11 protein-coding genes are annotated in these 15,887 nt (G+C 35.4%); 7 read left to right on the top strand and 4 right to left on the bottom strand.

Going from position 1 to position 15,887, the window contains the following annotated elements; genetic code table 11:
- Window positions 1-144 precede the first annotated feature (144 nt).
- The 4 genes from H3T83_RS06080 to purL all read left to right on the top strand — a co-directional run bounded on the left by H3T83_RS06080 (window position 145) and on the right by purL (window position 8,364).
- Complete coding sequence (locus H3T83_RS06080; RefSeq protein ID WP_034901879.1) at window positions 145-873, top strand: response regulator transcription factor; 729 nt, start codon at window positions 145-147, stop codon at window positions 871-873.
- Window positions 870-2,213 carry an ATP-binding protein gene (locus H3T83_RS06075; protein WP_065577829.1) on the top strand — a complete coding sequence of 448 codons (1,344 nt, stop codon included), beginning with the start codon at window positions 870-872 and terminating at the stop codon, window positions 2,211-2,213. Before H3T83_RS06080 ends, H3T83_RS06075 begins: the two co-directional genes overlap by 4 nt.
- 205 nt (window positions 2,214-2,418) lie before the next feature.
- The gene (gene glnS, locus H3T83_RS06070) at window positions 2,419-4,095 is read left to right on the top strand and encodes a glutamine--tRNA ligase (RefSeq protein WP_198215353.1); all 1,677 of its coding nucleotides are present in this window, start codon (window positions 2,419-2,421) and stop codon (window positions 4,093-4,095) included.
- Window positions 4,096-4,461: 366 nt separating this feature from the next.
- Complete coding sequence (gene purL, locus H3T83_RS06065; RefSeq protein ID WP_198215352.1) at window positions 4,462-8,364, top strand: phosphoribosylformylglycinamidine synthase; 3,903 nt, start codon at window positions 4,462-4,464, stop codon at window positions 8,362-8,364.
- A 57-nt stretch (window positions 8,365-8,421) separates the two neighbouring features.
- Here the strand turns inward: purL and H3T83_RS06060 are convergent, their stop codons facing one another.
- Window positions 8,422-9,492, bottom strand: coding sequence for a 3-deoxy-7-phosphoheptulonate synthase (locus H3T83_RS06060; RefSeq protein ID WP_065577826.1), 1,071 nt, complete (start codon window positions 9,490-9,492; stop codon window positions 8,422-8,424).
- Window positions 9,493-9,751: 259 nt separating this feature from the next.
- Window positions 9,752-10,831 (bottom strand): 3-dehydroquinate synthase, encoded by a 1,080-nt coding sequence (gene aroB, locus H3T83_RS06055; RefSeq protein ID WP_065577825.1) that lies wholly within the window; start codon window positions 10,829-10,831, stop codon window positions 9,752-9,754.
- Window positions 10,832-10,944: 113 nt separating this feature from the next.
- On the opposite strand from aroB, the gene H3T83_RS06050 reads away from it, so the two are divergent.
- Both H3T83_RS06050 and glnB read left to right on the top strand, forming a co-directional pair.
- Window positions 10,945-12,552, top strand: a complete 1,608-nt coding sequence (locus H3T83_RS06050; RefSeq protein WP_370528015.1) for an NAD+ synthase — start codon at window positions 10,945-10,947, stop codon at window positions 12,550-12,552.
- Window positions 12,553-12,577: 25 nt separating this feature from the next.
- Window positions 12,578-12,916: a nitrogen regulatory protein P-II gene (gene glnB / locus H3T83_RS06045; protein WP_034903555.1), complete on the top strand. Its 339-nt coding sequence runs from the start codon at window positions 12,578-12,580 to the stop codon at window positions 12,914-12,916.
- On the opposite strand, the gene H3T83_RS06040 is transcribed toward glnB, so the two are convergent.
- Entirely contained in the window at window positions 12,909-13,553 is a 645-nt protein-coding gene (locus H3T83_RS06040) for a hypothetical protein (RefSeq protein WP_198215350.1), read from the bottom strand. The genes glnB and H3T83_RS06040 overlap by 8 nt on opposite strands.
- Before the next feature lie 336 nt (window positions 13,554-13,889).
- Between H3T83_RS06040 and H3T83_RS06035 the strand changes: the two genes are divergently transcribed.
- Window positions 13,890-14,507: a TfoX/Sxy family DNA transformation protein gene (locus H3T83_RS06035; protein WP_065577822.1), complete on the top strand. Its 618-nt coding sequence runs from the start codon at window positions 13,890-13,892 to the stop codon at window positions 14,505-14,507.
- 87 nt (window positions 14,508-14,594) lie between these two features.
- On the opposite strand, the gene rhlB is transcribed toward H3T83_RS06035, so the two are convergent.
- Entirely contained in the window at window positions 14,595-15,821 is a 1,227-nt protein-coding gene (gene rhlB / locus H3T83_RS06030) for an ATP-dependent RNA helicase RhlB (RefSeq protein ID WP_065614663.1), read from the bottom strand.
- Between the last annotated feature and the right edge of the window lie 66 nt (window positions 15,822-15,887).

The raw sequence follows: 15,887 nt of genomic DNA, 5'->3' as shown, positions 1-15,887 counted from the left end.
CTTAGTTATAGATATTGGCGCCAATTCTCTCATATAGCGGTCGTAAACTTTGTAGGCTCTTTGTATATCTTTTGTAACGAGGCTGCATTTACCTGTATAATAAGGTATTTTGAAGTACACATTATACGGTAAAGAGAACCGAAAATGAGTGAACGTATATTAATCATCGAAGATGATGAAAGATTAGCCAATTTAATCCAAGTTTATCTAATACGTCAAGGGTATATGGTTGATTGGCATAATAGTGGTGCCGGTGCCGAAGAAAAAATACAACAGATCAACCCCGATCTAGTTATTTTAGATGTCATGCTACCAGAAAAATCTGGATTCGATATATGTCGAGATATACGTTCGTGGTTTACAAACTATATTTTGATTATGACCGCGAGTGAAGACAACATTGATGAAATTGTCGGTTTAGAGTTAGGTGCAGATGATTATTTAGCTAAACCTGTAGAACCGCGGTTATTACTTGCTCGTATTCGTGCATTGTTACGGCGAAAACAGATCGAAACCGATAAAGAAAGCTATAAGGAACTAATAACTTCGTTTAACAATAATAGTCTGGTCTTTGATAATTTAGTTATTGATGGTGAAAATCGAAGAGTGTTATTAGATGGGCAAGATATCGATTTGACTACGGCAGAATTTGATTTACTTTGGTTATTAGCAAATAACGCCGGTAAGATTTTATCGCGAGACGATATATTTTCTCAAGTAAGAGGTATTGATTTTGACGGTAGCGATCGTTCTATTGACGCGCGCATTTCTCGATTACGGCGCAAATTACTAGATGATCCTGACAACTCATCACGGATTAAAACCGTGCGCGGAAAAGGCTATCTATTTATGCGTGAAGGGGAAAACCATTGAAACAATTATTAGCTAAACCGCTATTCTTCAATCGCCGCATCGTCTTTTACCTTGTTATTTTGCTTTCGTTACAATGTATTATTGCTTATGGTGCATTATTGGTATTTGACTCATTACCTTCATCATTAACTGATATGCCCGATGATCATATTGTTTTTCGTGAATCTCAACGCGGAACAGTCAACTTAATTCGTAAACACATTGATGAAAATAAGCAACGTCCATTGCAAGATGTAGTGAATGAATTGCAGCCTTCATTTGGTTATCCAATAAAAATACTACCAGCAAATACTATCTTATCTTATTCGGTTAAAAAAGAGTTAGAAAAACTCGGTTTTGCTTATGATGGTGATGACGAGGTTGTCTATATTGATTTAAAGGATGGACATCTATTGCAACTAGGTCCGATTTTAATGCGCGATATATTAGAATCGAATACCATGTCGTTGAGTGTATTTCTTATTATTTGGGCATTGTTTAGTGCCATTATCTTTTTTATTTTAATCTATTTTGCTTTTAGTGCTGTTTGGAAAGATCTGGTTAATATTCGTCAAACCGCAGAGCAATTGGGGCAGGGAAATTTAAAAGCGCGTACTGAAAATGTGAAAGGTTGGTTATTTAAACCGTTAGCTAATGTACTAAATAATATGGGGACTCACATTGAACATTTAGTTAGTACCAATCAAACGATTTCGCATGCAATGGCTCATGAACTTCGCACGCCACTTGCACGGATGCGATTTGAGTTAAGTATGCTTGAAGAGTCTACTGATGAGCATGAAAAAGCATTACTGCAAAAAGGGATGAGCGATGATATTGACGAACTTGAAACGCTAATTAATGCCAGCTTGAATTATTTCAAAATGCAGCAGAGTAACATCGAATTAAATCTTACTAATGTATCGTTGAAAGAATGGGGCGAAAAAGTTTGTCAATCATTAGCACTATTTAAACCAGAAGGGTTTGAGCTAGTTTGTAATAGTCAAGATGTAGAAGCCAAAATTGATACTAATTTGGCTGAAACTATTGTCAAAAATTTACTACTCAATGCGTTTAAATATGCTGCACATAAAGCTGTGTTGAATATCACGAAACAGGATCATCGAGTGATTTTAGAGATTGATGATGATGGCACAGGTATTCCTTTTGATGCGCGTGAAAAAATTTTTATGCCTTTTGCTCGACTTGATACTAGCCGCACACGTTCAACTGGCGGATATGGGTTAGGGCTTGCTTATGTAAAATTAATGGCTGAATTCCACGACGGTAAAGCCTTTGTGGTGACGAGTCCATTAGGGGGCGCTAGATTTGTGGTTTCGATAAAATCAGGTGATGAATAATCAAGCCAGATTTAATAAAATTTAATCAAAAACTATTAAGAAAGATATAGATTTAAATAACAATATTTTTTAGATAACTTAAAACTCTTGTTTTAACGTTTCGAAAAAACAAAAAATTTGTTATATTCTTTGGTCAAATGATAAAAGAGAAAAATCTCATTTCTAAATTGGTCATGAGTAAACATATATAATTAGAGGTTTTTTTATGAGCGGTGTATTACCGACAGAGAACGAAACTCGTCCAACTAACTTTATTCGTCAAATTATTGATGCAGATCTTGCGGCTGGAAAATATAAAACAACCCATACCCGTTTTCCACCTGAACCTAATGGCTATCTACATATTGGTCATGCAAAATCTATCTGTTTAAATTTCGGAATTGCGCAAGATTATCAGGGTAAATGTAATTTACGCTTTGATGATACCAATCCTGCCAAAGAAGATATCGAATACGTTGAATCTATAAAAGAAGATGTTCGTTGGTTAGGATTCCAGTGGGATGGTGAAATTTGTTACTCATCTGACTATTTTGACCGTTTATATGAATATGCAATAGAACTGATTAATAAAGGTCTTGCTTATGTTGATGAGTTGTCTGCTGATGAAATCCGCGAATATCGTGGAACATTAACACAAGCAGGTAAAAATAGCCCTTATCGTGATCGAAGCATTGAAGAAAACCTAGCATTATTCATCCAAATGAAAGAAGGTAAATTTGCAGAAGGTAAAGCTTGTTTAAGAGCAAAAATCGATATGGCATCACCATTTATTGTTATGCGTGATCCCGTGTTATATCGTATAAAATTTGCTGAGCACCACCAAACAGGCAATAAATGGTGTATTTATCCAATGTATGATTTTACACATTGTATCTCGGATGCTATTGAAAATATAACCCATTCACTTTGTACACTTGAGTTTCAAGATAATCGTCGTTTGTACGATTGGGTTTTAGATAATATTACTATTGAAGCAAGACCGCATCAGTATGAGTTTTCAAGATTAAATCTTGAATATGCGATTACTTCTAAACGAAAATTAACCCAGTTAGTTTCTGAACAAATTGTTGACGGGTGGAATGATCCTCGGATGCCTACCGTATCTGGTCTGCGTCGCCGTGGTTATACACCGGCATCAATTCGTGAATTTTGTCGTCGAATTGGTGTAACTAAACAAGAAAATACCGTTGAAATGAGTACACTTGAGTTCTGTATTCGTGAAGATCTCAATGAAAATGCGCCACGAGCAATGGCGGTACTGGATCCTGTTAAAGTTGTCATTGAAAACTTTTCGGAAACACTAGATGAAGTACTTAGCATGCCAAATCACCCTAATCGCCCAGAATTAGGTCATCGAGAAGTGACATTCACGCGTGAAATTTATATAGATCGAGCTGATTTTAGGGAAGAAGCAAATAAAAATTATAAGCGTTTAGTGTTAGGTAAAGAAGTTCGTTTGCGTAATGCTTATGTGATACGAGCAGAGCGTGTTGAAAAAGATGCGGACGGTAATATTCAAACTATTTATTGTAGTTATGATCCTGCTACCTTAAATAAGAATCCTGAAGATGGACGTAAAGTTAAAGGTGTTATTCACTGGGTGTCAGCTAAATTTGCTAAGCCAGCTGAAATTCGTCTTTATGATCGGCTATTTAATACTCCAAATCCAGGTAGTGCAGAGGACTTTTTATCAACTATCAATCCAAATTCATTGATTATTAAACATGGGTTTGTTGAGCCTAGTTTGCAAAAAGCCAAAGCAGAACAAGCTTATCAATTTGAACGTGAAGGTTATTTTTGTCTTGATAGTAAATATGCCACTGAAGATAATTTAGTATTTAATCGAACAGTGGGATTAAGAGACAGTTGGAACGAAGCTTAATCATAATCAATACGCCAACTCTGGTTGGCGTATTAATCTACTCTACTTTATATTTTTATTGATATCATCGTCAGAAGGTTAGTTTGTCTTACTTTTGCCGTATGAATATAATCCTTATAATAATGATTACTAACTGATTGTAATTAAAAAATTTCTTAATTTAATAATAAACATTAAAGATTTATTTTAAAAAATTGTAGTGTTTTAAATAATCATAAAAAGCCGAATTGAGCGTTAAAAAACCCCTTTCCTCAAAATTCTTTGATTACATTATATTATGATTTTTAAGATAGCCTCTTTGGTCAGTTTATTTTATAATGTTGTTCTATTTTTTTCCTATTTTGGCTTAAAAAGAGTACTCTTAGCATGAAAATTTTAGCTGGTTCTTCTGCTCTATCTGCATTTCGTATTAATAAAATTTTATCCTCTTGTCGTGAACAATCTATCCCTATAACAAATATTGAAGCCCAATACATTCACTTTATTGATTTAAGTGCTGAATTAACTGTTCAACAACAATTAACCTTAGATAAGTTGTTACAATATGGCCCTAAAAGTGCACAAATAGATGTCGAAGATAAAACCAGTAAAATACTCTTTTTAGTTACCCCACGCGAAGGCACCATTTCACCATGGTCATCAAAGGCAACCGATATAGCCCATAATTGTGGACTATCACAAATCCATCGAATAGAACGAGGTATTGCTTATTATGTGCAAGCTAGTTCTCCGTTAACTGATTGTCAAAAAAATGCTTTTCTGGGCTTGATACATGACCGAATGATGGAGACCGTTTTAAGCAGTTTTGAGCAAGCTGAACAATTATTTAGGGCTGATCAACCCAAACCAGTAACAATTATTGATTTGTTAGGACAAGGTCGTCAAGCATTAGAGGAAGCTAATCTAAAATTAGGTTTGGCTTTAGCACCAGATGAAATTGACTATTTAGTTGAGAATTTTCAGAAATTAAACCGTAATCCGACTGACATTGAGCTTTATATGTTTGGTCAAGCAAACTCTGAACATTGTCGTCATAAAATATTTAATGCTGATTGGATTATTGATGGTGTAAAACAACCAAAATCATTATTTAAAATGATCAAAAATACTTTTGAACATACGCCAGATTATGTGTCATCCGCTTATAAGGATAATGCCGCGGTTATGGATGGTTCGAAAGTTGGACGATTCTTTGCTGATTATGATAGTCGAAGCTATGATTATCATCAGGAATATGCTGATATTTTAATGAAGGTGGAAACCCATAATCACCCAACGGCAATATCTCCTTGGCCGGGGGCGGCAACCGGTAGTGGCGGTGAGATACGAGATGAAGGAGCGACAGGAAAAGGAGCTAAACCAAAAGCAGGATTAGTAGGTTTTTCTGTTTCGAACTTACGAATTCCCAATTTTGAACAACCTTGGGAACAAGATTTTGGTAAACCCGATCGAATTGTTAGTGCGTTTGACATTATGATGGATGGGCCCTTAGGTGGTGCGGCATTTAATAATGAATTTGGTCGTCCAGCTTTACTTGGTTATTTTCGTACTTATGAAGAGAAAGTAAACAGTTATAATGGTGATGAAGTCAGAGGTTACCACAAACCGATTATGTTAGCTGGTGGTATGGGCAATATTCGTCGTGAACATATTCAAAAAGGTGAATTTCCTATCGGCTCCAAATTAATTGTCTTGGGTGGGCCTGCCATGAATATTGGTCTAGGTGGTGGTGCTGCCTCATCTATGACATCAGGACAATCAGATGCTGATCTTGATTTTGCTTCAGTTCAACGTGATAACCCAGAAATGGAGCGTCGTTGCCAAGAGGTAATCGATCGTTGTTGGCAACTTGGTGATAAAAACCCAATTTTATTTATTCATGATGTTGGTGCTGGTGGTTTGTCCAATGCTATGCCGGAATTGGTTAGCGATGGTGGCTGTGGTGGTCAGTTTGAATTACGCAAAATACTAAGTGATGAACCCGGAATGTCACCGTTAGAAATTTGGTGTAATGAATCACAAGAGCGCTATGTACTGGCTATTCACCCAGAAAGCTTAGAATTGTTTGATGAACTTTGTAAGCGTGAACGTACACCTTATGCAGTAATTGGTGAAGCTACAATTAATAAAGCGGTCGTGTTACATGATGAACATTTTAATAATAATCCAATAGATTTACCATTAGACGTGCTATTGGGTAAAACGCCAAAAATGTTACGAGATGTTAAATCTAGCCAAGCAGAAGGTGATCATTTTTCAACATCCGATATCAATTTATATGATGTGGTAAAACGAGTATTACATTTGCCAGTTGTGGCGGAAAAAACTTTCTTAATTACCATTGGTGACCGTTCGGTAACAGGTATGGTGGCTCGTGATCAGATGGTTGGACCTTGGCAAGTGCCGGTTGCCGATTGCGCGGTGACAACAGCAAGTTTAGACAGTTATTACGGTGAGGCCATGTCAATGGGGGAACGAGCTCCTGTTGCCCTGCTTAATTTTGCAGCATCAGCTAGATTAGCGGTTGGTGAAGCAATTACCAATATTGCTGCGACAAATATTGGCGACATTAAACATATTAAGCTTTCAGCTAACTGGATGGCTGCCGCTGGTCATCCTGGTGAAGATGCTGGTCTTTATCAAGCCGTTAAAGCCATTGGTGAAGAGTTATGTCCAGCTTTAGGATTAGCCATTCCGGTTGGTAAAGACTCCATGTCAATGAAAACAACATGGCAACAAGATGGTGAGCAAAAAACGGTAACTTCGCCGTTATCATTGGTAATTTCCGCATTTGCTCGAGTTGAAGATGTGCGTAAAACAGTTACCCCCCAACTTTGTACAGATGAGGATAATCTATTACTATTTATTGATTTATCTAAAGGTCATCAAGCATTAGGGGCAACAGCATTAGCACAAGTTTATCGTCATCTAGGACAAAGAACAGCTGATGTTCATGATGCTAAAGAATTAGCCGCTTTTTATCAGGCCATCCAAAGTTTAGTTGCGCAAAATACCTTACTTGCTTACCACGACCGTTCTGATGGTGGTTTATTGGTAACCTTAGCAGAAATGGCATTTGCAGGACATTGTGGTATAGATGTTGATATTAATTCACTTGGTAGCGATGTGATTGCCTCACTGTTTAATGAAGAACTCGGTGCGGTTATTCAAATTCGTAATGGTGATTTAGAAAAAGTCATGACATGCTTTAAGCAGCTTAGATTATCTCAGGCGATTCATACATTAGGAACAGCTAAAACAGGACAGCAATTTATTATTCGTAATAATAGCGCCGTTGTGTATAGCGAATCGCGATTGACATTAAGAACATGGTGGGCAGAAACCACTTGGCAAATGCAACGCTTACGTGATAATCCACAATGTGCAGATCAAGAACACCAAGCTAAGCAAAATGATGATGATCCAGGCTTAAATGTTCATCTTACTTTTGATATTGAGCAAGATATTGCTGCACCTTACATAGTCAAAGGCGTGAAGCCTAAAGTTGCAGTTTTACGTGAACAAGGTGTCAATTCACATGTTGAAATGGCAGCAGCATTTGCTCGAGCTGGTTTTGAGTCAATTGATGTTCATATGACTGATTTATTATCAGGTCAAGTGACTTTGAATCAATTTAATACGTTAGTTGCTTGTGGTGGTTTTTCTTATGGCGATGTATTAGGGGCAGGTGAAGGTTGGGCTAAGTCTATTTTATTTAATGAACAAGTCCGTCATGAATTTGAGCAATTCTTCCATCGCAATGATACTTTATCGTTAGGTGTTTGTAATGGCTGCCAGATGATGTCGAATTTAAAAGAACTGATACCAGGTGCTGAGTTATGGCCTCGCTTTGTTCGTAATATATCGGAACGTTTTGAGGCGCGTTTTAGTTTAGTTCAAATTCAATCTAGTCCGTCATTACTATTTACCGATATGGCAGGTTCGCATATGCCGATTGCGGTTTCACATGGTGAAGGTCAAGTTGAAACCTATGATTTAGCGCATTTAACTGATTTAGAAAACTCAGGTTTGGTTGCCGCACGTTATATTAACCACTTTGGTCAAGTGACAGAGCAGTACCCGGCAAATCCAAATGGTTCACCAAATGGTATTACCGCGGTAACCTCAAGTGATGGTCGAGCAACGATTATGATGCCACACCCAGAGCGAGTATTTAGAACGGTAACCAATTCGTGGCATCCTGATAATTGGGGAGAAGATAGTCCGTGGATGCGAATTTTCCGTAATGCTCGTAAGCAACTTGGTTAGTAAAAAAATCGCCGACAATAGTCGGCGATTTATAAACATAATTTTAGCTTTAACCGTTTACTTTTTTCTACTCTTTAACGGCTGTGCTAAATCATTATTCATTCTTCGCAATAATTGCTCAGTCGTTTCAAAGTTAATACAGGCATCAGTAACGGATACACCATATTTGAAATTTTCTTTTGGTTGTTCAGATGATTGATTACCTTCAAATAAATTACTCTCTATCATTACTCCAATAATCGAGTTATTGCCTTGCTTAATTTGCTCAATAATCGAGTCTGCAACGATAGGTTGATTACGGTAATCTTTATTGGAATTAGCATGACTACAATCTATCATTAAGTTAGGGACTAATTTAGCCTTATCCATTTGCTGTTCACATAAAGCGACATTTTCAGCATCATAATTAGGTGCTTTTCCGCCTCTAAGGATCACATGACCATGTGGATTACCTAAAGTTTGTAATACTGTAACTTGTCCTTTTTGGTTAATTCCAACAAATCGATGTGCCATTGAAGCTGATTTCATTGCATTAATTGCTACGTCTAAACTACCATCTGTGCCATTTTTGAAACCAACAGGCATTGATAGTCCAGAAGCCATTTCTCGGTGGGTTTGTGATTCAGTTGTTCTCGCTCCAATAGCTGACCAGCTGATTAAATCACCAATGTATTGCGGAGTGTTTGGATCTAACGCTTCTGTCGCAATTGGTAATCCAATCTTAGTGATATCAAGTAACAACTTACGTGCTTTTTTTAAGCCATGTTCAATATCAAATGAGCTATCCATATGCGGGTCATTAATCATACCTTTCCAACCAACAGTGGTTCTTGGTTTTTCAAAATAAACTCGCATAACAATAAATAAGTTATCTTTCACTTCATCAGAAAGTTTTTTTAATTTATGTGCATATTCAATAGCTGCATCAGGATCATGAATAGAACAGGGACCACAAACTATAAGTAATCGGTGATCTCGACGTTCTAAAATATCAACAATGGTTTGTCGGGATGAAGCAATTTGATTTTCTAATTCAGATGATAATGGATAAAGGTTTTTTATTTCTTCGGGCGTGATTAACATATGCTCATCTCTGATTCGAACATTATTTAGTGTATCTTTTAACATTTGGTTTTCCTTGTTAAAATCATTCATATTTTTATATGTAAAATATTAATTACATAAACAAGCAATATGTAAACACAAAATTACGGAATAGTAAATCAAAAATTAACTTATTGTTAGATTAATTAATGTTTTGTAAGCTAATATTTACAGGTATTAATAATTTAACTTGAGTGGATGTAAATAAATATGTACGGATGCGGTGAGAGAATTGCATGCATCCGTATATTGAATATAGCCGGTTATGTGAAAAAATGAGAATTTAAATAGATGATATTGCTTCTAATATCAATTGTTTATCAACAACATCAATGACTTCAACTGCACCTATTTTAGTTGGCAAGACCAATCTAATTTGTCCTGAAAGAACTTTTTTATCTCGTAGCATATGTGGAATATAAGATTCAATTGTCATTCGTTCCGGTCTTTTAACTGGTAGTTTAGCTTTAATTAATAGATTTTTTATTCGTTCAATATCTTTATCAGTCAATTTACCAAGCAATTTAGCTGTTTGTGCCGCCATTAACATACCAACACTAACTGCTTCACCATGTAACCAATTACCATAGCCGAGTTCCGCTTCAATAGCATGGCCATAAGTATGACCAAGATTCAAAATAGCACGCATGTCTTGTTCTGTTTCATCGGCGGCAACGACTTGTGCTTTTAGTTTACAGCAGTGATAAATACAATAACTTAAGGCATCTACATCTAAATTAAGTAGATCATCGATATGCGTTTCTAACCAATTAAAAAACTCAGAATCCATAATGATGCCATATTTAATTACTTCGGCTAAACCTGCTGAAAGCTCTCGTGGTGGTAGAGTTTTAAGACAATTAATATCAATAACGACAGCTTGTGGCTGATAAAATGCACCAATCATGTTTTTACCAAGAGGATGATTGATGGCTGTTTTTCCTCCAACGGATGAATCAACTTGTGATAATAACGTTGTCGGTACTTGTATAAATTTAATTCCTCGTTGATAAGCAGAAGCAGCAAAACCAGCAACATCACCAATAACACCGCCACCTAGCGCTATAAGGATGCTATTTCGAGTATGATTATTAGCAAGTAGAGCGGTTAGAATTTGATTCCATGTTTCCATGGTTTTATATTGTTCGCCATCAGGGACTATAACAAAATCTGTTTTTATCCCATGAGCCTCAAGCATATCTATCAAATGCTGTAAATAAAGCGGGGCAATCGTGTCATTCGTGGCAATAAGTACTCGCTGGCCGCTGTGTAGTTTGAAATGTTCGAATTGACTAAGTAAGTTTTCACCAATAGTAATAGGATAACTGCGATTTTCTAATGCTACATCTAGGATCTTTTGCATAATTATTTCCAAACAAGTTTATGCCAATTTAATATTGCATGTTAACGATAAAAAAGTGGCAGCGCAACTTAGAATCATTTAAACTTACTGCCAATTTTTATCTGTAATGTTGAATTTATATGTCCTTATCTTTCGTATTAGCACAAAAAAATTGGCGTGTAGGTGATATTGAAGGTAATACTCAGAAAATCATTGAATTGATGCAAAGCCATTCATCTCATGATCTTATTATTTTCTCTGAACTTGCAATTTGTGGTTATCCTCCAGAAGATTTAATTTATCGTGATGACTTTAAAAATCGTTGCCAACAAGCGTTATCGGCCATCAAACAAGCTAGTAAACAATGTGGAGTAATTGTTGGTCATCCTCATTGGCAAGATGGTTTGATATATAACTCATTGTCACTATTTCTCGATGGACAGCAATTAGCGTGTTATCACAAACAGCAATTACCTAATTATGATGTATTTGATGAAAAACGCTATTTTACTGCCGGTGAGCAAACTTGTGTGGTCGATTTTAAAGGTAAAAAAGTTGGCTTATTAATCTGTGAAGATCTTTGGCAATGTGAACCCATTGATCGAATTGCAGCAAACTGTGCCGACTTGGTTATTTCGATTAATGCTTCACCGTACGCCTATGAAAAACCGCAGTATCGCCAGGAACTTATTAAACAACATGCAGTAAGAACCGCATTACCAATTGTGTATGTGAATCAAATTGGTGGCCAAGATGAGCTTGTTTTTGATGGTGGTTCGTTTGTCTGTAGCGAAAAGGGTGATATCGTCCAGCGATTAAATTCGTTTGAAGAGCAAATATCTATTTTTCAGCTCAATGATAATTATAAACCAATACCTAGCCTTAATGACGATCCATTAGCGGCTGTTTATGATGCGTTAGTACTTGCAACGCGTGATTATATTACTAAAAATGGTTTTCAAGGTGCGGTATTAGGGTTATCAGGTGGCATTGATTCAGCGTTAACTTTAGCTATTGCCGTTGATGCATTAGGTAAAGATAAAGTACAGGCTGTTATGATGCCATTTCGCTATACAGCTGATATTAGTATCGCTGATGCAAAAGAAGAGGCGGAAATATTGGGGGTTGAGTTTGATATTATTTCAATTGAACCGATGTTTGATTCCTTCATGAGCTCTTTAACACCGATGTTTTTAGGTACGGAAAAAGATACTACCGAAGAAAACTTACAAGCACGTTGTCGAGGTGTTATTTTAATGGCTTTGTCAAATAAACGTCGTAGACTCGTACTAACAACAGGTAATAAAAGTGAAATGTCTGTAGGATATGCAACACTTTATGGCGATATGGCCGGTGGATTTGATGTACTTAAAGATGTACCTAAAACTATGGTATTTGCATTATCTAAATATCGGAATAGTCGCTCTTATGTTATTCCAGAACGTGTGATTACTCGTCCTCCATCAGCTGAGCTAGCCCCAGATCAAAAAGATGAAGACAGCTTACCACCTTATGATATTTTAGATGGAATATTAAAGGGGTATGTAGAACAGGATTTTTCGATTGAACAACTAGTTGCACAAGGTTATGATGAAGTAACAATAAGACGTGTTATTAAATTAGTTGATATTAACGAATATAAAAGGCGACAATCAGCAGTAGGTCCGAAAATTACTGCTCGTAACTTTGGCAAAGGCAGACGCTATCCAATTACTTCTGCTTTTGGATTTAAGAATTGGTAATCTCGAATTAAGGGTAAATAGAGATATGAAAAAAATTGAAGCAATTATCAAACCTTTTAAATTAGATGATATTCGAGAAGCACTTGCTGATCAAGGTATTACAGGTATGACCGTGACTGAAGTGAAAGGTTTTGGTCGTCAAAAAGGACATACTGAACTTTATCGTGGTGCAGAATATATGGTCGATTTTTTACCTAAGGTAAAAATTGAACTTGTGGTACCCGATGATATTTTAGAAACCTGCATTGAAACTATTATGAAAACAGCGCAAACAGGTAAAATTGGTGATGGTAAAATATTCGTTTATAACGTTGAGCAGGTGATCCGTATTCGCACTGGCGAGATGGATGAGTTGGCTATTTAATTAGCATCATATCAGCATAAATATCAGGGCGTTCTTGCTTAATTAGATTATTAGTAATAACGCCTTGAATTGAACAAATCAGAAGGTGCATATTATCGCCTTTTTCAAGTAATAATAACTTTTCAGTTGTATTAGGTGCAGGAATTGTTTTTACACCAACAACAGAGCCGGTATTTTTATGCCAAACTTGAATATCGTCATTAATGCTTCGAATTTTTGGATTAGCAATATATAGCAGGTTATCTTCCATATTTTTCCATTCTAAAAAATCTAAGCTATCACGGATTTGGTTTATATCATTTTCGATAATAAAACCCCAAAAATAATATTTCCCCATTTTTTTTAAATCCATAGCACTATCATAGTAACCAATTAGCTTAAGATTTTTATATATGATTGGATTTTGAAAATAGACGAAGTTTTTTGTCGTATCACTACGGTTTTCAACAGGAATATAAGCTTGATTTTGATTAAAAATTTTGACGTTAGTGTGATCTTTTAGCTCATCTTTGTGTTCATATACATGTTTAAAAAAATCAGGATTACAAGATGTTAATGCATCAATCAAAGCTAATTTGTCGGCTGATGCGGTTGATGTAAAAAACATAAACAGTAATATAAAAACGTTTTTAAACATGTTGATTCATCTTGAAAAAAATATCTACCATTAAATTAACTACTATTGATTGTATAATTATTACAACATAATAACAATGTAAAAACAGCTTTTCTTTTTTAAAGAAATATTAAGAGATGCTGCAAATTTGAACGATTAAAAAAGCCATAATTTTTTAGAACAAAAAAATATAATTAATCAAGCATAAATATTATTAATGTTCATTTATGGAAGACAGATCCCATATTTATCAATTTATAATAAATAATTATTTAAATATCAAGGTAATTGCTATAGTTTAACATAAAAATAACTCACTAAAATTACTTAAACGAGTAAGTTAAAAAGGAACTTATTATGCGTAGAAAATTAGCGGAAAAAATAAAACAAGAGTTTTCTGGCTTTAAAGACGTTTCGATAAGATCGTTTTTTGGCGGATTTAGTCTTAATAGTGAGTCAACTATGTTCGGGTGGGTTGATCAAAAAAATGTTTATTTAAGAGCTCATCCTAATTATCGATCACTTTTTATTGAACTAGGAATGCAGCCTCTTAATTTGGTTTTTGAAGGTTCAAATAAATTACTTGATTATTATAAAGTCGGTGACAACCTACTGACAGACCGTAAGCAGTTACATGATATTGTAAAAATAGTCATTGAGCATGCTAAACAAGATCAAAGCGAAAAATTAGCAAAAACTCAAAATCGTTTAAAAGCGTTACCTAATATGACAATATCATTAGAAAAACTAATGATAAGTGTTGATATTACCGATATTCAGAGTTTTAAAAGAAAGGGTTACTTGGAAACTTATTACCGAATTAAACATAAGAATCCGAAATTATCACTTAATATTTTATTTGGATTATATGGCGCATTATCTGGCCAACATGTAGCATTATTATCTCAAGATTTGAAAAAAGAAATAGAGTTAGCTTATCAGGAGTTTTTGCAAACCAAGCAAAATATCGATTAATTGTCGTTTTATCCTTTAAGTTAAATACCATCATTAAATTTATTGGTTTAATGATGGTATTAAATTAATTCGCTAGCTATTAGCTTATTATGACGGCTTTCTACGAGTTGTTCTTTTGAAAGGTCTTGGCGTAGGTAGATCGGTGAGTAATGCTTGAGGATCATATTGACTAACCGGAATAGCGTGATCAATTGCTTTTTCAATAGCTGGTAGGTTTTGAGAGTAACGTTCACAAGCTAATGAAATTGAATAACCTTCAGCTCCTGCACGGCCGGTTCGACCAATTCGATGTCGATAATCATCACAATCATCAGGTAAATCATAATTAAAAACGTGGGTTACATTTGGAATATGTAAACCTCGTGCAGCAACATCGGTTGCGACTAATATATCAAGATCACCTTGAGTGAATTTATCAAGAATAGATAAACGTTTTTTTTGTGCTATATCACCTGTCAATAAGCCGACACGATGACCATCAGCCACTAAATGGCGCCAAATTTTCTCACAAGCAACTTTAGTATTTGCAAATATAATACAGCGGTCAGGCCATTCTTCTTCAATTAAAGTTTGTAGTAAAGCTAATTTATCCTCATTTGATGGGAAAAATAGTTCTTCTTTAATCCTATGACCAATTTTTTGTTCTGGTTCAACTTCAATATATTGTGGTTCATTCATATATTCAAAAGCAAGTTCACGAACATTATGGGTTAAAGTTGCTGAAAATAACATAGTGAGGCGTTTTTCAGGTGATGTCATATGTTTAAATATCCAACGAATATCACGGATAAAACCTAAATCAAACATACGATCTGCTTCATCAAGAACGGCGACCTGAATTGCTTCTAAGTTAATATAATCTTGTTTTGCATAATCAATTAGTCGACCAGTGGTAGCAATTAATATATCAATACCAGCAGACAACATTTTTAATTGTTTATCATAGCCATCACCACCATAAGCTAATCCTAATTTAATACCAGTTTCTTCTGAAAGAGGTAGCGCATCATGATAAATTTGTACTACTAATTCACGCGTTGGCGCAATAATGATAGCTCGTGGTTGATTCGGCTTATGATCGGGTAATGGATCATTATTCAATAAATGATTAAATGTTGAAGCCAAAAACGCAATCGTTTTACCCGTACCAGTTTGTCCTTGTCCTGCAATGTCAATTCCTTTTGAGGTTAATGGTAATGTTTGTTCTTGAATTGGGGTGCAATAAACGAAACCTTTTTTCTCCAATGCTTTTATAACTAATGGATGCAGGGGAAATTGATTGAAAGTTGTTTTTGTAAGATATGATTGAATCATTATTGTTTAAAATATAATTATCAGAATTTGGCAATTGTAACATACTAAATACAACAACTTCACTAA

The sequence above is a fragment of the Gilliamella sp. M0320 genome, assembly GCF_016101635.1.
GTDB lineage: Bacteria > Pseudomonadota > Gammaproteobacteria > Enterobacterales > Orbaceae > Gilliamella > Gilliamella apis.
The sequence above is the reverse complement of the archived record's forward strand: the minus strand, read 5'-3'. Positions and strand labels throughout refer to the sequence as shown.

Bases quoted from the DNA above. Each gene is read 5' to 3' on its own strand.
- glnB (WP_034903555.1), top strand. From the start codon at position 12,578: ATGAAAAAAATTGAAGCAATTATCAAACCTTTTAAATTAGATGATATT.
- H3T83_RS06040 (WP_198215350.1), bottom strand. From the start codon at position 13,553: ATGTTTAAAAACGTTTTTATATTACTGTTTATGTTTTTTACATCAACC.
- H3T83_RS06080 (WP_034901879.1), top strand. From the start codon at position 145: ATGAGTGAACGTATATTAATCATCGAAGATGATGAAAGATTAGCCAAT.
- glnS (WP_198215353.1), top strand. From the start codon at position 2,419: ATGAGCGGTGTATTACCGACAGAGAACGAAACTCGTCCAACTAACTTT.
- purL (WP_198215352.1), top strand. From the start codon at position 4,462: ATGAAAATTTTAGCTGGTTCTTCTGCTCTATCTGCATTTCGTATTAAT.
- H3T83_RS06035 (WP_065577822.1), top strand. From the start codon at position 13,890: ATGCGTAGAAAATTAGCGGAAAAAATAAAACAAGAGTTTTCTGGCTTT.
- H3T83_RS06060 (WP_065577826.1), bottom strand. From the start codon at position 9,492: ATGTTAAAAGATACACTAAATAATGTTCGAATCAGAGATGAGCATATG.
- aroB (WP_065577825.1), bottom strand. From the start codon at position 10,831: ATGCAAAAGATCCTAGATGTAGCATTAGAAAATCGCAGTTATCCTATT.
- rhlB (WP_065614663.1), bottom strand. From the start codon at position 15,821: ATGATTCAATCATATCTTACAAAAACAACTTTCAATCAATTTCCCCTG.